Here is a 19491-nt window from a genome sequence, read left to right as displayed (position 1 = left end):
ATCAAGACTCACGCAACGGAGAATCACGCGATGCGAACGCGGTCCGGCGCCGCTCGCCGAACAAGGGACGCAATATAGCGCAGGCTTTTTCCCCTGTAACGCAGGGTCTACACCAAGTTGCGCCCTGTTGTGCACGTATTGCTAGGCAATCGGCGCCGGCGGCTCCGCCCCCTGTTGCGCCGCCTTCATCTCCATCAGCAAGCTGTGCAGCATTTCCGTCGACAAGCCGTGCAACACCAGGCGGTAGCCCGCGCGCAATGTCGACATGGGCACCAGCGGATGGCTGTTGTTGACCAGGATCAGATGCTGCGGCGCGCCCAGCAATTTGGCGGCGTAGATGCCGATGGTTTCGTCCAGCTGCAGCGAATTGCACGCGCGCCAGAAATCGTTATCGGTCAGCATCAGCTGATACAGCGGCGTGAACAGTTCGATGGCGCTTTGCAGGTCCAGGAAGTTCAGCTTGCCCTGCGGCATGTCTTCGAGCTTGAGCGGCGGGTCCTGGATCATCGAGAAATCGACGGATTCCGGCGCGTGCATTTCCACGCCCGCCTCGCGCAGCGCCTGGTTCAACCGGATGACGAAGTTGAAGAGGTTCAGGTCGTGTTTGACGAACAGCTCGTCCTTCAAGTCGTCGATCTCTAGCGGTTCCAGCGGATGCGTCGTGATCGGCACGGGCGAATTCGCGGCGATGAACGCCAGCGCCTGCGCGCCCAGATGGAAGTGCCGCAGGATCAGCCAGTTGGCTTCGGGCGACACGAAGCGCTTGAGGCCCCGCGCCAGGATGCGGTGCAGCAGCTTCGAATGCGACCAGCGGCGCGGCAGGAACGTCTTGATCACCTGGATCAGGATGATGAAGGCGCGTGCCAGCGGCCGCAGGAACGGCAGCAGGTACTGGCGCGACGCGCAGCTGGAATCCGTCAGCCAGGCCTTCTTCACCTTGTCCGGCAAGGGCGTGCTGCGGTCCAGGTACAAGGCCAGCCACGGGCTGGGGTCAGCCGGATCGTGCGCGCGGGTCAGGAATTCGGGTTCCTTGCTCATGCCGTGTCGCCCTCCATCACGTGATGGAACTGCATCAGGTACAGCGCGGCCGTGCGGCGCGCGGTATCCACGATGCGTTGCTCGGCGCGGCCATCCTCGTCGCAGTCCAGCGCCAGCTCCACCGCCGACAGCCAGCGCGCCAGATGGTGCTCGTCGTTGTGGCCGTGGTATTCCAGGAAGCGGAAGGCGTCGGGCGGCAGCGTCAGGCTGGCCTTCAGCAGCGGCAACAGCGCGGGCACGATGCGCTGGCCCGTGCCTTCGATGATGTAGATCGCGCCCAACAGGCCGATCGGATCGCGCGTGGCGGCCAGGCTGTGCAGATACGCGTTCAGCGCCTCGCCGCCCGGGTTGCGGCGCAGCGCATCGATGTTGTCCACCGTACCGCCCGCGTTGCGGTAATCCTGGAACAGGATCTGGAAATCGTTCTGCTCTTCGCCCGCGTGCATGTCGATCAGCGCAGCCAACGGCGCGTACTGCTCGGAAAGCGAAGCCGCGCCTTCGCGCATCCACTTGCTGCCTTCGCGCACCTGCGGAACCCAGTTTTCCATCCAGTTCAGGTAGTCCGCCGTCTGGAATTGGCGGTTGCGCAACCGGCGCACCACCGGCGTGCGCCAGACGCGCGACCGGTAGTCGTGCCAGATGGCGGCCAGCTCGGTCAGCAACTGGCCCAGCCCTTGCGGCGCCATGTCGGGGTCATGCGGCGGCGCGATCGCATCGGCGTCGCCGCTTTGCGCGTCCGCGCGCACAGCCACGGGCGCCCCCGCTGCCTTGGCGCCCGCGACGGCTAGCGGCGCATGCACGGCTTCGGCCTCCAGCAACATGTAGGCGGCCATGAAGCGGCCGGACTCGGGGATGTAGCAGAAGATCTGCTCGCCCGGCTTGACCTCGCGCGTCTCCAGGAATTCGGCCAGCATGATGAGGATGGATGCCGCGCCCGTGTTGCCGCGCCACGCCAGGTTGCTGAACCAGCGTTCGCGCGGGATCACCAGGCCCGCCTTCTCCATCAGGTCCTCGACCACCGGGATGAATTTTTCGGACGAGTAGTGGCACAGGAAGTGATCCACCTGGTCCGGGTCCAGCCAACCGTCGCGCACCAGTTTCGCGTATTCGTGGATGCCGATGTCGAACAGGTGCGGCAAGAGCCGGATGTCCTGACGCAAGGACAGCGCGCCGTCGGCCTCGGCCTCGTTCCAGGACGGGTAGTCCAGGTGGCCCTTCTGCCGGTCGGCCGACAGCCCCAGCTGCATGCACACCGGATAGTCGCCCGAGAACGAACGCTGGTGCACCCACTTCAGCTTGAGCCGCACGTCGCTGGAGGCGCCCGGCAGCGCGCGGCCGGTATTGCCCAGCAGCAGCGCACCCGCGCCGTCCGACAACATCCAGCGCAGGAAGTGCGCATCGAAATCCGCGTCGTAGCCGCGCGCCGCAAAGCGCGAACGCTTGAACAGCCGCGACGGCAGCTCACTGGCCACGGCCAGGGCGCTGGCGTGCCCGCCCATTTCCACGCCTTGCGCGGCCGCCTGGATCGCCGACACGCCGGCGGCGCAGATGCCATGCACCGACAGCGTCTCCATCGGCTGCGCGGCCAGTTCGCCCTGGATCATGTTCGAAAAGCCCGGCATCAACGCGTCGCCACCGGACGAGCCACTGGTCAACAGCGATACGGCCGACAGATCGCTATCGTTGCGCCGCAGGCAATCCCGGATCGCGTTGGCGGCCAACTGGGCGTTGGTGAACACGGTGGCGCCTTCGGGATCGATGGCGTAATAGCGGTGCTTGATGCCGTTCTCCGCCAGGATGCGGCTCTTGATGCGGCTGGACATCCGGTTCAATGGCGCGATGTAGCTATCCATGGCGTCGTTGGACACGGGCTCGCCCGGCATGAAATAGCCGGCGCTCTCCAGGTAGACACGATTGAACGCGATAGGCATGTGGCGGGTCTCTAGTGGGAGTGTGGATGCGGCGCTAGCGGATGTGCTCGGGCGCCATGCAGGAACGGCTGCGAAATCGCGGCACGAAGGTGCCCAGCACGAAGACACGGAACATGTAGGGCGTTAGCCCCATTTCGTTCAGCGCCGGATCGACGTGTTGGCGATAGTGCTCGCGGTGCAGCCGGGTCAGGTCGGACCAATGCGCGCGCGGATGCTCGTGATGCGCGGTATGCAGGCCGATGTTGAACAACAGCGGGTTGACCAGCCCTTCGAAATTGCGTGCATAGTTCAGCCCGGCGACCGCCCGCGGCCCCCCGTCGGCATGCGCGTGTTGCAGGTAGTTCGTGGCCAATAGCCAGTGCAGCCCATGCAACTGCGGCACGATCACGAACACCAGCGCCTTCACGGGGTTCACGGCCATCAGGCCGCCCCACAAGCCCAGCCACACGCCGTACTGCGCCATGCAGTAGCGCCACGCACCGGGCCAATGGCGGCGCAAGCGGCCCAGCCACGCGAAGAACAGCGGGTACAGCACCCAGCCGGCCTGAATGGGATGGATCAGGTAGCCCCACAGGTGGTTCGTATCGCCGCCGAAGCGGTAGGTGCGGGCGACGTCGCGCGCGCCGTGCTTGAAGCGGTGGTGATTGGCCACATGCGCGGGGTAGAACACGAAGGTTGGGTGGCCCTGCAGCAGCGTGATCCAGAAATCGGTCGCGCGGTTGGTCCAGCGCCCGCGCCACATCCGGATGTGCGTGTGGTTGTGGTGGATGACGCCGATACCCAGCGTCAAGAACAGCATCAACGCGTACAGCGGCCACCAGAATCCGTAGACCCATTGCCAGGCCGCCAGCGCGGGCAGCGCGGCCAGATAAGCCAGGCTTTGCCAGTCGCGTCCGTTGCGCAGCGACGGCAACCGGCGCTTTGGACTACGCCCGTCCGCCAAGCGATTCTCGACGCTGGAACGCGTCCAGCTGCGGGGCCGCCGCCTCGGCTTTGAGCCGGGTGCGGAACAGGCGGTCCATGAAGGTGAACTGGAAACCGTAGTTGCCGTTGTAGCAGGCATGGTGCAGATGATGCCGGCGGCTGGCGGCGAACCAGTGCGCATACGACACCTTGGGGAAGAAGTCGTAATTGGCGTGCCCGATGCAATTGAAGAACAGGCTGAACAGCGGCACTGACGCCAGCGCCCAGAAGCTGAAATCATGCAGCAGCATGGGCAGCAGGATCACGTTGCCCAGCATCAGGGCCTCGATGGGATGGAAGCTGTAGGTGGAGAACGGCGTCGTCACGACCGAACGGTGATGCGGCAGATGAAATCGCCGCAGCGGCTTGGTGTGGAGCAGCCGGTGGTTGATCCAGAAATGCACGTCGTTCCAGGCTACCAGCACCAGGATTTCGACCACTACCTTCTGCCAGCTGGGATCCGGGTCCAGGTGCGCCCACCCCAGTTGCAGCAGGCCCCACGGGAAGATCATGCCGGTACCGAACAACAGGATCGACAGCCCCGACTGGGCGAACTCGCGCCGCAGCTGGCCTGGCGCCAGCGGCCGCGGGTCCAGCGGGCGCCCCATGCCCAGCGCCGGCAACACGTGCTGCGTCAGCAGCCAGGTCGCCGCGCCGAAGACCAGATAGATGCCGCTAAAAAACAGCAGCCCCGCCAGCATTACCTGCCAGGCGGACAAGGCTTCAAAAGCTTGGGCCATAAACGTTTGGTTTTACCCCGAGAATGGCCGCATCATAAGCAATCCGTCAGCATCCCGGTAGGCCATTTATTACAAAATGAATCCGGGCACCACAAAGCTGGCTGATGGCGCCCCGGCAACGGCCTAACTTCCGGCTACTGGCAGGGATATAGCCGGTTCAAGCCTGCAACGGCCGCATCCATGCGCGCCGCCAGCGCCGCGCTTGCAGCCGGCATCGGCAGTCGCAGCTCTTCGCTCAAGAGGCCCTGGCGGCCCAGTTGCGCCTTCAACGGGCCCGGATTCGGCTCCTCGAACGCCAGTTGGATCACCGGCACCAGCGCCTGGAACAGCCTGCGGGCAAGATCCAGTTGCTGCGCCCGCACGGCCTGGTGCATGGCCACGAACAGATCGGGCCGGATATGCGCCGCGGCGGCGATCATGCCGGTGCCGCCCAGGCACAGCGTCGACAGCGATTGCAGGTCTTCCCCAGCCAACACGTTCATCTGGCCGTCGGCGATGAGCGCCAGCGTCTTCGCTAGCGACCCGCCGCAATCCTTGATGGCGGCAATGTTCGGATGCGCGGCCAGCGACAGCAAGGTCGCCGTATCCAGCGTCGTGCCGGTGCGGTAGGGAATGTCGTAGAGCACCAGGGGAAAGCGCGAGGCGTCGGCCAGACAGCGGAAGTAGGCGGCGGCGCCTTCCTGCCCGGCGCGCACGTAGTAGGGCGCGGGCGCCAGGATGCCGGCCAGCGGCCGGGTGCCGAATGCGGACAGGCGCTGCATCACGTGGCCCTGGTGGTTGCCGGCCAGACCCATGATCACGGGCAGGCGGCCGGCCTCGTTCAGCACCGCGTCCAGCACAGCCAGCTGCTCGGCGTCATCCAGCGACGCGGCTTCGCCCGTGCTGCCGCACACGACCAGCCCGTCCACGCCGGCTGCGGCATAGTGGCGCACCAGGCGGCGCAAGGCGCCCCCGTCCACGGCGCCGCCGGAAAACGGCGTCACCAGCGGCACCCAGACGCCCTGGAAAAGTGAAGATTGCGATGACATGGGAACACTCCTTCGATGTAAGCGGACCGTGGTGGTTGCCGTACAGAAGTGCTCGGGATATCAGGGGGTGCGCGCGGAGGCGCCAATGCGCCGCCAGGAGGCCGCTGTTCCGTCGCCCATCTGACGGAACAGCATGCTCCGGTCAGATGAGCGGCTGTTTTTTGGATTTCAGGCCGGCAGCAGCCAGCACCACGCCCAGGGCGCGGATGCAGGAAGCAGATTGGAAGGCCTGATGAATCATGAATGAATGGAACGCGCGATAAGCGACGGATGCAGAAATCTACCGGGCGCCCGCCGCCGTGTCAACGGCGGCAAACGCCCTGCCCGGTTCAGCCCAGGCTGGCCAGGAACACGGCGCAGAGCGCCTGCATGCCCTGGCGGTCGTCTTCGTCGAAGCGGTCGGGGATGGGGCTGTCCACGTCCCACACCCCGATCAGTTCGCCCTGATGCACCAGCGGCACGACGATTTCGGAACGCGAAGCGGCATCGCAGGCGATATGGCCGGCAAACGCGTGCACGTCCGGCACCAGCTGCGTCTGGCGCTGGCTGGCGGCCGCGCCGCACACGCCGCGGTCAAGCGGGATACGCACGCAGGCCGGCTTGCCCTGGAAGGGGCCCAGCACAAGTTCCGTACCGTCAAAGAAATAGAAACCTGCCCAGTTCAGATCGGGCAGGGCCTGATAGGCCAGCGCGCTCAGGTTGGCGGCGTTGGCGATGCGGTCGGGTTCGCCTTCCAGCAAGGCACGGGCCTGGACGACCAGTTCGGCGTACAGGGCGGCTTTGGAGTCGGCGACGATCGGGGCGGCTTCAAACATGGCGTCAAATGTAACTGTACAGGCGGTTATCGATGCAGGTGATTTTAGGGGTTCCGCGCGTTAAAGGGGCCGGGCTGCTACCGTATGGGACAATAGTTTTTTACCGCAGTCCCCCTCACACGCCTCTCCCTTTACCCTTCTTGATCAAGAAGCAATCCATGGACAAGCCTTTCGAACCTGCGTTTTCCTTCTCGGAACGCGCTCAGCAACTTACCAGCTCCGCCATCCGCGAAATCCTCAAGGTCACCGAGCGCCCCGAAGTCATTTCGTTCGCTGGCGGCCTGCCGGCGCCCGGCGGCTTCCCGGTAGAAGTGGTACGTGCTGCATTCGACAAGGTATTGGCCACCAACGGCCGCGCGGCCCTGCAATACGGCCCGACCGAAGGCTACGCGCCGCTGCGCCAATGGGTTGCTGAAGACCTGAACCGCGCCGGCGCCAATGTCGCCGCCGACCAGATCCTGATCGTCTCGGGTTCGCAACAGGCGCTGGACCTGCTGGGCAAAGTGCTGATCGACAAGGACAGCAAGGTCCTCGTCGAAGACCCCAGCTACCTGGGCGCGCTGCAGTCGTTCAGCCTGTATCAGCCCAAGTTCGTGCCGGTGCCCACCGACGAAGGCGGCCTGATCCCGGAAGCCATCACCCCTGAACTGGCCGACGGCGCGCGCTTCCTGTATGCGCTGCCCAACTTCCAGAATCCCACGGGCCGCACGCTGAACCTGGAACGCCGCATCGCGCTGGTCAAGCGCGCCGCCGAACTGAACCTGACCATCGTCGAAGACGATCCCTACGGCGAACTGCGCTACGCCGGCGAACCGCAGCCGGGCCTGATCGCGCTGGCCGCCGAACACGGCGCCAACGTCGTGCGCCTGGGCACGTTCTCGAAGGTGCTGGCCCCGGGCCTGCGCCTGGGCTACATCGCCGCCGCGCGTCCGCTGATCAACAAGCTGGTGCAGGCCAAGCAAGCCACCGATCTGCATACGCCCACGCTGACGCAGATGGCCGTGTACGAAATCGTCAAGGATGGCTTCCTGGAAGAGCATCTGCCCAACGTGCGCGAAATCTACCGCGCCCAGGGCAGCTGCATGCTGGACGCCATCAAGCGCGAATTCCCGTCCACCGTCACCTGGACCAAGCCGGAAGGCGGCATGTTCATCTGGCTGACGCTGCCGGCGCACATCGACAGCACCAAGCTGCTGGAGAAGGCTATTGCGCAGAACGTGGCCTTCGTGCCGGGTGCCCCGTTCTACAGCGGCGCCGGCCGCGCCAACACGCTGCGCCTGAGCTTCGCCACCGTGCCGGAAGACAAGATCCGCACCGGCATCGCCATCCTGGGCAAGCTGCTGAAAGAGGCATAAGCCCCCCCCCGAAGCGCCTGCGGCGCCTCCCCCCAGGGGGCGCCGCGACGGACCGGCGGAGCCGGATCCGTGCGGCCCCGCTTGCGTTGCATCGACGACCTATGAAGGGAGTGCCTCGCAGGGGCAAGCTCGGCACGGCGGAATATTAGGGTGGCCGGGCTTAATGCCCGGCCGTTGTTTTATGCTGTCGGCTTTCCCGACCATTTTCCGACCGTGACAGTGAGCGCCCCGCAACAACCTCCCGTCGACTTGAGCGACATCGTCTTCACCGACTGGGTCGAGCGCTGGCTGCCCAAATCGTGGCGGCCCTACGCCCGCCTGTGTCGCCTGGACCGCCCCATCGGCACGTGGCTGACACTGCTGCCGGCCATCGCCGCGCTCGTCCAGAGCGCGGGCGGCCTGCCGGACTTGCAGCGGCTGATCGTCTTCTCGCTGGGCGCCCTGCTGATGCGTGGCATCGGCTGCACGGTCAACGACATGTGCGACCGCAACTTCGACAAGCACGTCGAACGCACGCGCTTTCGCCCGTTGACCAGCGGCCAGCTGACGATGAAGAACGCCGTGTGGTTCCTGCTGGGCCAATTGGTGGTCTGCGGTTCGCTGCTGTTCTTCCTGAACGAAATGAGCCGCTGGCTGGCTGTCGCCGTACTGCCCTTCGTTTTCATCTACCCGCTGTGCAAGCGCGTCACCTACTGGCCGCAGGTGGTGCTGGGCATCTGCTTTAACTGGGGCATGCTGATGGCCTGGTCCGACACGCAGAACCACGTACCGCTGGCCGCCGTGGCCATGTGGTTCGGCGCGGTGCTCTGGCAGGTGGGCTACGACAGCATCTACGCCTACGTCGACGTGCGCGACGACCGCAGCCTGGGGCTGCATTCCACCGCCATGCGCTTTGGCGACCAGGGCAAGCTGTGGATCGGCGGCTTCTACGTTGCCACCGTCCTGCTGTGGGCCTGGGGCGGCTACGCCATGGGCTTGTCGTGGGCATATCAGGTGGGCATGGCCGCCGTTGCGGTGCATCTGGCGTGGCAGTTGAAGGTGTTCGACATCCAGCGCCCCGACCGCAATTTCATGCTGTTCCGCGCCAATCTGTGGCTAGGCGCGCTGCTGGTGGCGGCCGCGTTGGCCGGCACGCTGATCCGCTGAGCCGTTGCCAGTGATGTGCAGCGCCATTGACGCTGCACATTGCCGGCAACGCCCGATCGCGCGATCATGGTGTCCCCGCCTCGCTTACGGAGACACCGCATGCCTTCTTTGATCAAATCCCTGACAGCCGCGGCCGCCGCATGCGCCCTGTTCGGCGTGCTGCCCGCGCAAGCCGCCACCGACTGCTCGGCCCAGCGCGGTTGTGCGGCCAAGTTCTGCGAGATCGAAAACGACATCGCCGCCGCCAAGGCGCAAAACAACACCCGCCGCGAAGCCGGCCTGCGCAAGGCCCTGGCGGAAGCCAAAGCCCACTGCACCGACAGCCGCCTGCAATCGCAACGCGAGGCCGACGTGCGGGACAAGCAATCCAAGGTGTCCGAACGCGAGCAGGAACTGAAGGAAGCGCGCGCCAAGGGCAAGCAGGACAAGATCGACAAGGCGCAGCGCAAGCTGGAAGAAGCCCAGTCCGAATACAACGCCGCGCTGGTTGAACTGAACCGCTGACACCGGCATCGCAAGTCCATTTCCCCTGCCAGCCCCGGGCTCGTCCCGGGGCTGCGTCTTTTTTGCGCCCCCAAAAGCCGTCCCGCCCGCCTGCCCGGACCACCACCTATTGCGTCATCAAATGGAAATATCGCCACCTATGGTGTCATTTGGAAGAATCCAAATCGATTAGTACAGATTTTGGAAAGATGTTTTCAGGTAATAAGGGTTTATCCCAGGGTTGTTTGAGCACAGAATGCATCTCATCGGGACACAGCAAGCGAACCCCCAGCAATGAGGCCAGAGGTTCGGATCCCAAGCTCACAAGACACCGGAGGTCTGCTATGAAAACCCTTGCTACCGCATTGATGCTGTCCATGTCCGTTCTGGCTGCTGGCGCCCAAGCCGCTGAAGCCGACCAAGGCCCGTCGCGCGCCCAGGTTCAAGCCGAACTGCAACAAGCCAAGGTATCGGGCCAGTACACGTTTGGCGAAGAAGGCTACCCCGCCGCCATCGCCCAGAAGTCCAGCCTGACCTCGCAACAAGTGCAAGCTGAACTGGCGCAAGCCAAGACCGCTGGCGAAGTCACCTTCGGCAACCTGGACTACCCGCCCGTCGCCACCGCTGAATCCGCCACGTCGCTGACCCGCGCCCAAGTGGAATCGCAACTGGCTCAAGCCAAGGCAGAAGGCCTGGTCACCTTCGGCAACATGGACTACCCCCCCATGGGCAGCTGATCCCCGGGCCGGCAAAGGCCCTGCGATCACCCCTCGAAAGCCCTACGGCCCCAAGCCGGAGGGCTTTGTTTTTGACGTTTCGACATCGTATTAAGTCATATCGACGTTAACTTAAGCCGTTACGACACTTTCAGATCTACAAATCGACAGCACTCCCGCATAGGATGAGGCCAACCCATCCCCCCCTCATCGCAGGAGTCGCACCATGTCCACCCTCAACCGTCCCATCGTTCTGCTGGGCGCCGGAAAAATCGGTTTCGCCATCGCCCTGATGCTGGAACGCAGCGGCGATTATTCCGTGCTGGTTGCCGACCAGGACCCCGCCCGCCTGGCCGTCCTGGCCGAACTGGGTTGCGAGACGCGCCAGATCAGCGACGACGCCTCAGTGGCGCGCGCGATGGAAGGCGCCTATGCCGTGGTCAACGCCCTGCCGTTCCATCGCGCCACCGCAGTGGCCGGACTGTGCGCGAAGGCCGGCGTGCATTACTTCGACCTGACCGAAGACGTCGCCAGCACCCATGCCATCCAGGCGCTGGCCGAGAACGCGCGCAGCGTGCTGATGCCGCAATGCGGCCTGGCGCCCGGCTTCATCGGCATTGTCGGCAACGCGCTGGCGCGACGCTTCGACACCTTGCTGGATTTGCGCATGCGCGTCGGCGCCCTGCCGCGCTATCCCTCCAACAGCCTGCGCTACAACCTGACGTGGAGCACCGAAGGGCTGATCAACGAATACTGCAACCCGTGCGAGGCCATCGTGGACGGCCAACTGACTAGCGTGCCCGCGTTGGAAGGCTATGAGACGTTCGCGCTGGACGGCGTGGAATACGAAGCCTTCAACACGTCGGGCGGCCTGGGCACCCTGCCCGCCACCCTGTTGGGCCGCGCGCGCAACGTGGACTACAAGTCGGTGCGCTATCCCGGCCACTGCAACATCATGAAGTTGCTGCTCAATGACCTGCGCCTGCGCGACCGCCGCGATCTGCTCAAGGACATTTTCGAGTCGGCCATCCCCACCACCGAGCAGGACGTGATCGTGATCCAGGCCTCGGCATCGGGCCACCGCCACGGCCGCCTGGAAGAAGAGTCGTACCCGATCCGCGTGTTCGGCACAGACGTGGACGGCCATCGCTTGAGCGCCATCCAGTTGTCGACGGCCGCAGGCATCTGCGCCGCGCTGGATCTGGTGGCGCAAGGCGCGTTGCCGCAACAGGGTTTCGTGGGCCAGGAAGCCATCGACCTGGACGCGCTGCTGAACAACCGTTTCGGCCGCATCTACGCGGGCAAGCCGCTGGCGCTGGCCGGCTGCGCCACCGCCGACCGTTAAGCGCCGGGATCCATACCCCGCCGCGCGGGCGCTACGTCCAGCCTTCCAGGCGTAGCGTCGCGCGCACCAGGCGCTGTTCTTCCTGTTCGATCTCGGCCAGGCTCTGGCGCACGCTGTCCACATGATCGGCTGCGGCCTTGCGCGCCAATTCGGGCTGGCGCCCGGTCACGGCGTTGAACAGACGGGTGTGCTGGCGGTCGATCTGGCGCTTTTCCGGTTCGCGGTGATAGAGGTTGTTCACGCACGCGAACACCGATCCCAGCAGCAGGTCCGTCAGCGACTGCAAGGTGTGCACCAGCACCGGATTGTGAGAGGCCTCGCAGATAGCCAGATGGAACGCATGGTCCAGATGCGCGTGCGTGGCCGTATCGGTGGCCGTGCCCTGCGCGCCGACCATCTCGTCATAGCGGCGGCGGATCATGATGAAATCCGCCTCGGTGCCGCGTATGGCCGCCAGCCGAGCGGACTCCGCTTCCAGCAGCGAACGCACTTCCAGCAGGTCGTAGAGCGTGCGCGGCTGCGAGTTGAACAGGTGCATCAGCGGCCCGGCATCCACCTTCGAAATATGGGCGACGAACGATCCCTTGCCTTGTGCGGTATGGATGATCTCGCGCGCCCGCAACAGCTTGAGCCCTTCGCGCAACGCCGTGCGCGACACGCCCAGTTTTTCGGTCAGGCGCCGTTCGGACGGCAGGGCCTGCCCCGCCTTGAGCACGCCGTCCAAGATCAGGCGTTCGATCCGTTCAGCGACCTCGTCCGCCACCTGGCGGGGTTTCTCTTCGGTTTCCGCGTACATGCACTCTCCGGACCAGTGGTATGACCAAGCGTTGTTCCGGTTCGCGCCGCTTGACCCAGCCTCTGTAAGTAGCTGATATAAAACCATAAAAAGAACAGCTTTGCCGGAGCGCGTAAAAATAAACTGGTATGACCAGCTGGTTTTGATATGGACATTGCTGCAGGTGCGAACGATGATGTCAGGACAGATTCGCCCGGCGCCCGGCGCCGGCCAGCCCTTCTTACGCTAGAGATCCGCATGACTGAACGCATCCAGCACCACGGCCTGCAAGTGGCGGCCAATCTCAACCAATTCATCGAACAGGAAGCCCTGCCCGGCACCGGCCTGGATGCCGACGGCTTCTGGCAAGGCTTTGCCGCCTTGGTACACGATCTGGGCCCCAAGAACCGCGCACTGCTGGCTGAACGCGACCGCCTGCAAGCCGAACTGGATTCCTGGCACCGCGCCAACCCGGGCCCCATCGCCGACCCCGCTGCCTACCGCAAGTTCCTGGAAGGCATCGGCTACCTGTTGCCGCAGCCGGCCAGCGTGCAAGCCACGACCGACAACGTCGACACCGAAATCTCGCAGCAGGCCGGCCCGCAGCTGGTCGTGCCGATGTCGAACTCGCGCTACGCGCTGAACGCCGCCAACGCGCGCTGGGGCAGCCTGTACGACGCGCTCTACGGCACCGACGCCATTCCCGCCACGCCGGGCGACACCGGCAAGGGCTACAACCCCGACCGCGGCGCCGCCGTCATCGCGCGCGCCCGCGCTTTCCTGGATACCGCCGCTCCGCTTGCCCAAGGTTCGCACGCCGACGCCCGCGGCTATACGGTCGAAGGCGGCCAGTTGCGTGTGGTGCTGGCCGACGGCGCCACCGGCTTGAAGTCCGCGTCGCAATTCGCCGGCTACCAGGGCGAGGCCGCCGCGCCCACCGCCATCCTGCTCAAGAACAACGGGCTGCACTTCGAAATCCAGATCGATCGCTCCAATGCCATCGGCAGCACGGACGCCGCCGGCGTCAAGGATGTGTTGGTCGAAGCCGCGCTGACCACCATCATGGATTGCGAAGACTCAGTCGCCGCCGTGGATGCGGACGACAAGGTCCACATCTACCGCAACTGGCTCGGCCTGATGAAGGGCGACCTGACCGAAGCCGTCACCAAGGGCGGCAAGACCTTCACGCGCAAGCTCAATGCCGATCGCGTCTACACGCGCCCGGACGGCTCCTCGCTGACCTTGCACGGCCGTTCGCTGATGTTCGTGCGCAACGTCGGCCACCTGATGACCAACCCGGCCATCCTGGACCGCGACGGCCTGGAAATCCCCGAAGGCATCCTGGACGCCGTGGTCACGAGCCTGGCCGCGCTGCAAGACCGCAAGAACAAGCTGAACTCGCGCACCGGTTCCGTCTACATCGTGAAGCCCAAGATGCACGGCCCTGTTGAAGCCGCATTCGCCAGCGAACTCTTCGACCGCGTCGAAGACCTGATCAAGGTGCCGCGCAACACCTTGAAGATGGGCATCATGGACGAAGAGCGCCGCACCAGCATCAACCTGAAAGCGTGCATTGGCGCGGCCGCCTCGCGCGTGGCCTTCATCAACACGGGCTTTTTGGACCGCACCGGCGACGAAATGCACTCCAGCATGGAAGCCGGCCCGATGCTGCGCAAGGGCGACATGAAGTCCACCGCCTGGATCACTGCTTACGAACGCAACAACGTGCTGGTCGGCCTGGACAGCGGCCTGCGCGGCCGCGCCCAGATCGGCAAGGGCATGTGGGCCATGCCGGACCTTATGGCCGCCATGCTGGAACAGAAGATCGCGCACCCCAAGGCCGGCGCCAATACCGCCTGGGTGCCCTCGCCCACCGCCGCCACGCTGCACGCACTGCACTACCACCAGGTGGACGTGCAAGCGGTCCAGAAAGAACTGGAACGCACCAAACTGGCCGACGTCCGCGACGAGTTGTTGGGCGGCCTGCTGACTGTGCCGGTCGGCGACCGCTCCAAGTGGTCCGCGGCCGACATCCAGCAGGAACTGGACAACAACGTCCAGGGCATCCTGGGCTATGTGGTGCGCTGGATCGACCAAGGCGTGGGCTGCTCGAAGGTGCCCGACATCCACAACGTGGGCCTCATGGAAGACCGCGCCACGCTGCGCATCTCCAGCCAGCACATCGCCAACTGGATTCGCCACGGGGTGACCAACCAAGACCAGGTCATGGAAACGTTCAAGCGCATGGCCAAGGTCGTTGACGGCCAGAACGCCGGCGATGCGGCCTACCAGCCCATGGCCGGCCACTTCGACACCTCGCTGGCGTTCAAGGCGGCGTGCGCCCTGGTGTTCGAAGGGCTGACCCAGCCCAACGGCTACACCGAACCGCTGCTGCACAAGTACCGCCTGCAGTTCAAGGCCGCGGCCGCCTGACGGCACCGCGCACCCTGCGCGCCCGAAACGGACCGCCTCGGCGGTCCGTTTTTTTTGGGCTGCCGATCCTGCCCCGATTAATAAATCCCGATATTTCGCACGACCGTGCTAAATTCACGTTCATGACAGCCAAAACCGAGAAAAGCGAACTGACTTTCGCAGCCATTGTGGACGCGGCCGTGGACCTGGCCGCCGCGCAGGGCATGGAAAGCCTGTCGCTAGGCCAGGTGGCCAAGCAGCTGGGCATCAGCAAAAGCGGCGTGTTCTCGCGCGTCGGCTCGCTTGAGGCCTTGCAGCAAGCGGTGCTGGACGAATACGACCGCCGCTTCGTGGCCGCCGTCTTCACGCCGGCGATGGCGCGTCCCCGTGGGCTGCCCCGGCTGAACGCGCTGGTCTCGCTATGGGTGGACCGCGCCAGCAACGTCGAACTGCTGACCGGTTGCATCTATGTGGCCGGCGCCTTCGAATACGACGACGTCGAATCGCCGCTGCGCGCCGTGCTGGAAGGCAATCTGCGGCGCTGGCGCGCGGCCATGGTGCGCACCGTCAACCAAGCGCTGGAAGCGGGCCACGTGCGGCCGGACACCGACCCCGAGCAACTGGTGTTCGAGGTTTATAGCCTGATGATCGGTTTGATGCACGACGCCCGCTTCCTGCGGGACCCCAAGGCGCCCGCACGCGTGCGGGCGGCGTATGAGCGGCTGATCTCGACCTACCGCAGCTTCACCTACGTTGAATAACTGAACCGCGCCGGCGCATGCCGGCGTTTCTTGACCCTAATTTCGCACGACCGTGCGAATTTATATCTGGAGCTTGCCATGTGGATTCTGATCGCAGCCATCGCCGCCGGCGCACTGGCCCACCTGTGGCGGCAATGGCGCGCGCTGCTGCGCCAATTGCCCGACTGCGCCGAACACCTTGTGCTGTTCTAGTGAACTAGCAGCATCCCGGTCTATATTCCGGGATAGTCCAATCGAATCCAGCCATGCCGCGTTCCGTCCATTTATTGATCGTCGATCCGCAGAACGATTTCTGCGACCTGCCCGAGGCGTATCTGCCTACGGACCCGTTGACCGGAAACCCCAGCCTGCCGGCGCTGCCGGTAGCGGGCGCGCACGCCGACATGCAACGGCTGGCGCGCTTCATCGACGCCACCGCGCATGCGCTGACTTCCATCACGGTGACGCTGGATTCGCACCACCGGCTGGACGTCGCGCACCCCACGTTCTGGCGCACGGGCGACGGCCAGCCCGTCGCGCCCTTCACGCCGATCACGGCCGCAGAAGTGCGCGCTGGCGCCTTCCACCCGCGCCACATCGACGACCTGCCCCGCACCCTGACCTATCTGGACGAACTGGAGGCGCGCGGCCGCTACACACTGATGGTGTGGCCCGTGCACTGCGAGATCGGCACCTGGGGGCACAACGTGCATGCGGATGTGCGCGCAGCCTACAGCCGCTGGGAAGACGCGGACCAGTTCATCGTGCGCAAGGTGCCCAAAGGCACGAACCCCTGGACGGAACACTACAGCGCGCTGATGGCCGAAGTGCCGGATCCCGATGATCCACGCAGCCAGCTCAACCGCAGCCTGCTGGGGTCGCTGGACCGCTCGGACCTGATCATCATCGGCGGAGAAGCCGGCAGCCACTGCGTGCGCGCCACCGTGGAACATCTGGCCGAACACCTGCCCGGCGGTAAACTGTCGCGCATCGTGCTGCTGACCGATTGCATGAGCCCCGTTGCCGGCTTCGCCGATGCGCAAGCGACCTTCCTGCAACGCATGCGCGATCTGGGCATGCAAGAGCGCACCAGCGTGGACATGGCCCGGGCGCTGCAAGCCTGACCGCGCCAAAAACAACGGCCGCCTGCGGGAGCCAGGCGGCCGTATGGTTCATCGCTGCAATCGGAGCGCGTCTGCGCTAGGCGTCCACGGCGGGTTGCGCCGCCTGGCTGCCCTTCACATGATCGCATTCCACATACAAGGCGCTGATCGCTTCGCACAACGCGGGCGGCTGCTGGAACAGGCGCGCCACCAGCAAGCAACCTTGCACCGTGGCGAATACGGCCCGGCCCGCGGCTTCGGCCGTGCCGGAAAACTTCAACGTGCCCTGCGCCGCGCCTTCGGCCAGCACGCGGGCCAGCCACGCTTCGTGCGCACGGAAAAAGCCCTGCAGGGCGCCACGCACGCGGTCGGACAAGCTCATGATGTCGGCGGCCAGCATGCCGCCCAGACAGAGCTCACCGGCGCCGCAGGCGCGCGATTCCATCATCGACAGGTATTGCTCCAGCCGCGCCTGCGCGGGCTGCGCGGTGTCGATGGCGCGCACCGTGCCCAGCGCGCGTGCGCTGTAGGCCTCGACCGCTTCATAGAGCAGATCGTCTTTGCCGGGAAAGTAATAGTGGATGCTGGACGTCTTCACGCCCACATGCTCCGCCAGGTCGCGGTAGCTGAAACCATTGCAGCCGCGCGTGCGGATCAGCTTCTCGGCGTGCGCCAGCAGCAGGTCTCGAGTGGTGTTGGGGGTCGGAGTGTCCATGGCTGAATATTACCTACTAATAGGTCGGTTCGTCATCGGGGGCCGCCCTAAGTGCGGTCCAAAACGCCCGTGCGGACCCCGGCCGGGAAACATCCCGCCCCCCGGGGTCCGCATGTGCCGGCATCCTGCTTAGCCTTGCACGGGCGGGTAGTCCAGTTCGCCGCTTTCGGTCAGGCCTTGGGCACGGGCAGCGGCCAGTTCCTGCGTCACCTGGGCGCGGGTCTTGTCGTGGCCGATGGCGGCAAACGCGGTGGCGGCGTAGCCTTCTTCGCCGGAGACGAGTTCACCATTGGCGCGGGCGGCGGCCAGCTCTTGCTGCACTTGGGCGCGGGTGACCGTGCTTTGGGTGTTCAGGGCGGGCGGATAGTCCAGTTCGCCGGCTTGGGCGGCGCCGATGAAGGAAGCGGACAGAATCAGGGCGGATACGAGGGTCTTCATGGTTAATCTCCAGTAAGGATCAGTGCTGCATCAGGGTATTTGGGTAAAGCTATCTATCGCTAGATAGATACGACTTCAAAAAAACTCAGCCTTGAACGGGCGGGTAATCCAGTTCGCCGCTTTCGGTCAGGCCTTGGGCGCGGGCAGCGGCCAGTTCCTGCTTCACTTGGGCACGGGTCTTGTCGTTGCCAACGGCGGCAAACGCGGTAGCGGCGTAGCCTTCTTCGCCGGAGACGAGTTCACCATTGGCGCGGGCGGCGGCCAGCTCTTGCTGCACTTGAGCGCGGGTGACCGTGCTTTCGGTGTTCAGGGCGGGCGGATAGTCCAGTTCGCCGGCTTGGGCGGCGCCGATAAAGGAGGCGGACAGGATCAGGGCGGATACGAGGGTCTTCATGGTTGATCTCCAGATAACGATTCGATGCGGGTTTGGTTTAAACTATCTACTTATAGGTAGACAACTTGGGAAATAAAAAAGCGGTCCTACTGTATTTCTGGTTCGGCGGCAGCGGCTTGGTTGGGTTTGCTGCGTCGATGGATGAATCTTACCTACTACTAGATAGATAGCACAAGCGGGTATTGTGAAACCAAATATTTCATGATGCCTGCGGGCAACAGCCATTCACCGGCTGACGGCGACCAGTACATCATCGGTCGGTCCTGCTCCTTGGCCAGCGCGGGGTCGACCTTACCAGGAGCGGGGCGACACGCCATAGCGCGCCTTGAAGACCTTGCTGAAATGGCTCAGGCTGGAAATCCCCACTTCGCCCGCGACCTGCGTCACGCTCATGCCGGCCTGGAGCAAGTCGCACGCGCGGGCAAGCCGCACGTCGCTCAGATACGCGTGCACGGACTGGCCCGTGCTTTCGCGCATCAGCTGCTGCAGCCGCTTTTCCGACAAGCCCACGGTCCGCGCCAACAGGCCCGGCGGCCAATGCTCGGCGTGGCGCGCCCGCAGCAGATCGCAGGCCTCGTGCAGCCGCTGGCGTTCCTGCGCCGCCGGGCCCTTCAACGCCTCCGGTTGCGACAGCAGTTGGACGAAAGCCGACAGCATTTCCAGCGATTTGGCGCGATACCACAGGCGGCGCGCCTCGGCGGCAGGCGGCGGGTTCCGCGCCAGGCTGCCGGCCAGCGCCAACAGGCCGCTCGGAGCGTCCAGCGCCGCCACCAGAGAACCGTGCGCCGGCACGCTGACGTCACGGCGAAACCGCCGCCGCAACATGGCGACAAGCCCCGTGTCGCCCGCGCGGGCCAGCGCCTCGGGCGTGTAGCGGACATCCACCATCCGCACGCGCTGGTTCGCGGGCAGGTGCGTCGCCCAGCGCAAAGGCCGTTCGTGATTGAACAGGAGCGCCGCCCCGGCAGCCACCCGCAGGGGTTCGCCGCCTTCCAAGGCCAGCGTCGCGTGCCCTTCCTGCCATACCTGCATGCCGAACACGGGCGCCCCCGGCGCGGGAATCGTCAACGCGCGCCGCGGGCTGCCGTCCAGGACGACCAGGCTCACGCCCTCGTCCACCCGCAGCACGCATTCGATGACGTCTTCCCAGTCCTGCGTGGCCGGCACGGTCGGCAGCGTGCCGCGCCACCATTCGTGCGGCTTGGGCGGCGCGGTGGACGGGTCGGGCAGAGGCGGAATGAACAAGGGCGCGGCGGCGCGGACGGACATGGGCGAAGCGCAAAAAACGGGGCGGCAGCAAAACCGTCAATCCCCGCCGAAGAATCGTCAGACAGGTGCCGAGAGTTCTGGAATC

19 protein-coding genes are annotated in these 19491 nt (G+C 65.1%); 8 read left to right on the top strand and 11 right to left on the bottom strand.

The window, feature by feature from the left end; all coding sequences use genetic code 11:
- Positions 1-141 precede the first annotated feature (141 nt).
- From AC3WMU_RS11845 to AC3WMU_RS11820, 6 genes are all read right to left on the bottom strand, one after another.
- Positions 142-1038 carry a DUF6999 family protein gene (locus tag AC3WMU_RS11845; protein ID WP_492282393.1) on the bottom strand — a complete coding sequence of 299 codons (897 nt, stop codon included), beginning with the start codon at positions 1036-1038 and terminating at the stop codon, positions 142-144.
- Positions 1035-2969: an iron-containing redox enzyme family protein gene (locus AC3WMU_RS11840; RefSeq protein ID WP_492282392.1), complete on the bottom strand. Its 1935-nt coding sequence runs from the start codon at positions 2967-2969 to the stop codon at positions 1035-1037. The genes AC3WMU_RS11845 and AC3WMU_RS11840 overlap by 4 nt, the downstream gene beginning before the upstream one ends.
- 34 nt (positions 2970-3003) lie before the next feature.
- The gene (locus AC3WMU_RS11835; protein ID WP_424624640.1) at positions 3004-3912 is read right to left on the bottom strand and encodes a fatty acid desaturase; all 909 of its coding nucleotides are present in this window, start codon (positions 3910-3912) and stop codon (positions 3004-3006) included.
- The gene (locus AC3WMU_RS11830) at positions 3896-4672 is read right to left on the bottom strand and encodes a sterol desaturase family protein (RefSeq protein ID WP_006222939.1); all 777 of its coding nucleotides are present in this window, start codon (positions 4670-4672) and stop codon (positions 3896-3898) included. Before AC3WMU_RS11830 ends, AC3WMU_RS11835 begins: the two co-directional genes overlap by 17 nt.
- A gap of 134 nt (positions 4673-4806) precedes the next feature.
- A complete protein-coding gene (gene dapA / locus AC3WMU_RS11825; RefSeq protein ID WP_006222940.1) occupies positions 4807-5700 on the bottom strand; it encodes a 4-hydroxy-tetrahydrodipicolinate synthase in 894 nt (297 codons plus the stop codon).
- Between the two features lie 329 nt (positions 5701-6029).
- Entirely contained in the window at positions 6030-6515 is a 486-nt protein-coding gene (locus tag AC3WMU_RS11820) for a GAF domain-containing protein (RefSeq protein WP_454678060.1), read from the bottom strand.
- A gap of 158 nt (positions 6516-6673) precedes the next feature.
- On the opposite strand from AC3WMU_RS11820, the gene AC3WMU_RS11815 reads away from it, so the two are divergent.
- The 5 genes from AC3WMU_RS11815 to AC3WMU_RS11795 all read left to right on the top strand — a co-directional run bounded on the left by AC3WMU_RS11815 (position 6674) and on the right by AC3WMU_RS11795 (position 11560).
- On the top strand, positions 6674-7870 hold the full coding sequence (locus AC3WMU_RS11815) for an aminotransferase-like domain-containing protein (RefSeq protein WP_492282391.1): 1197 nt from the start codon (positions 6674-6676) through the stop codon (positions 7868-7870).
- A gap of 219 nt (positions 7871-8089) precedes the next feature.
- On the top strand, positions 8090-9016 hold the full coding sequence (gene ubiA, locus AC3WMU_RS11810) for a 4-hydroxybenzoate octaprenyltransferase (RefSeq protein WP_035212493.1): 927 nt from the start codon (positions 8090-8092) through the stop codon (positions 9014-9016).
- 99 nt (positions 9017-9115) lie between these two features.
- Positions 9116-9520 (top strand): DUF1090 domain-containing protein, encoded by a 405-nt coding sequence (locus tag AC3WMU_RS11805; protein ID WP_006222947.1) that lies wholly within the window; start codon positions 9116-9118, stop codon positions 9518-9520.
- 323 nt (positions 9521-9843) lie between these two features.
- Positions 9844-10236, top strand: coding sequence for a DUF4148 domain-containing protein (locus AC3WMU_RS11800; RefSeq protein ID WP_081533996.1), 393 nt, complete (start codon positions 9844-9846; stop codon positions 10234-10236).
- A gap of 205 nt (positions 10237-10441) precedes the next feature.
- Positions 10442-11560 carry a saccharopine dehydrogenase family protein gene (locus AC3WMU_RS11795; protein ID WP_454678061.1) on the top strand — a complete coding sequence of 373 codons (1119 nt, stop codon included), beginning with the start codon at positions 10442-10444 and terminating at the stop codon, positions 11558-11560.
- A 31-nt stretch (positions 11561-11591) separates the two neighbouring features.
- On the opposite strand, the gene glcC is transcribed toward AC3WMU_RS11795, so the two are convergent.
- Positions 11592-12356 carry a transcriptional regulator GlcC gene (gene glcC, locus AC3WMU_RS11790; RefSeq protein WP_006222950.1) on the bottom strand — a complete coding sequence of 255 codons (765 nt, stop codon included), beginning with the start codon at positions 12354-12356 and terminating at the stop codon, positions 11592-11594.
- 237 nt (positions 12357-12593) lie between these two features.
- On the opposite strand from glcC, the gene AC3WMU_RS11785 reads away from it, so the two are divergent.
- From AC3WMU_RS11785 to AC3WMU_RS11775, 3 genes are all read left to right on the top strand, one after another.
- Entirely contained in the window at positions 12594-14768 is a 2175-nt protein-coding gene (locus tag AC3WMU_RS11785) for a malate synthase G (protein ID WP_006222951.1), read from the top strand.
- 122 nt (positions 14769-14890) lie between these two features.
- Positions 14891-15508, top strand: coding sequence for a TetR/AcrR family transcriptional regulator (locus AC3WMU_RS11780; RefSeq protein WP_280028389.1), 618 nt, complete (start codon positions 14891-14893; stop codon positions 15506-15508).
- A gap of 245 nt (positions 15509-15753) precedes the next feature.
- Positions 15754-16611: a cysteine hydrolase family protein gene (locus tag AC3WMU_RS11775; protein WP_492282390.1), complete on the top strand. Its 858-nt coding sequence runs from the start codon at positions 15754-15756 to the stop codon at positions 16609-16611.
- A 76-nt stretch (positions 16612-16687) separates the two neighbouring features.
- On the opposite strand, the gene AC3WMU_RS11770 is transcribed toward AC3WMU_RS11775, so the two are convergent.
- From AC3WMU_RS11770 to AC3WMU_RS11755, 4 genes are all read right to left on the bottom strand, one after another.
- Positions 16688-17305 carry a TetR/AcrR family transcriptional regulator gene (locus AC3WMU_RS11770; RefSeq protein WP_492282389.1) on the bottom strand — a complete coding sequence of 206 codons (618 nt, stop codon included), beginning with the start codon at positions 17303-17305 and terminating at the stop codon, positions 16688-16690.
- 129 nt (positions 17306-17434) lie between these two features.
- Entirely contained in the window at positions 17435-17743 is a 309-nt protein-coding gene (locus tag AC3WMU_RS11765) for a DUF4148 domain-containing protein (RefSeq protein ID WP_006222957.1), read from the bottom strand.
- An 85-nt stretch (positions 17744-17828) separates the two neighbouring features.
- A complete protein-coding gene (locus AC3WMU_RS11760; protein WP_105555759.1) occupies positions 17829-18137 on the bottom strand; it encodes a DUF4148 domain-containing protein in 309 nt (102 codons plus the stop codon).
- Positions 18138-18428: 291 nt separating this feature from the next.
- On the bottom strand, positions 18429-19406 hold the full coding sequence (locus tag AC3WMU_RS11755) for a helix-turn-helix transcriptional regulator (RefSeq protein ID WP_492282388.1): 978 nt from the start codon (positions 19404-19406) through the stop codon (positions 18429-18431).
- Between the last annotated feature and the right edge of the window lie 85 nt (positions 19407-19491).

The sequence above is a fragment of the Achromobacter sp. FW305-C-13 genome (genome assembly GCF_058783475.1).
This window is presented reverse-complemented; position numbering and strand designations above follow the sequence as displayed.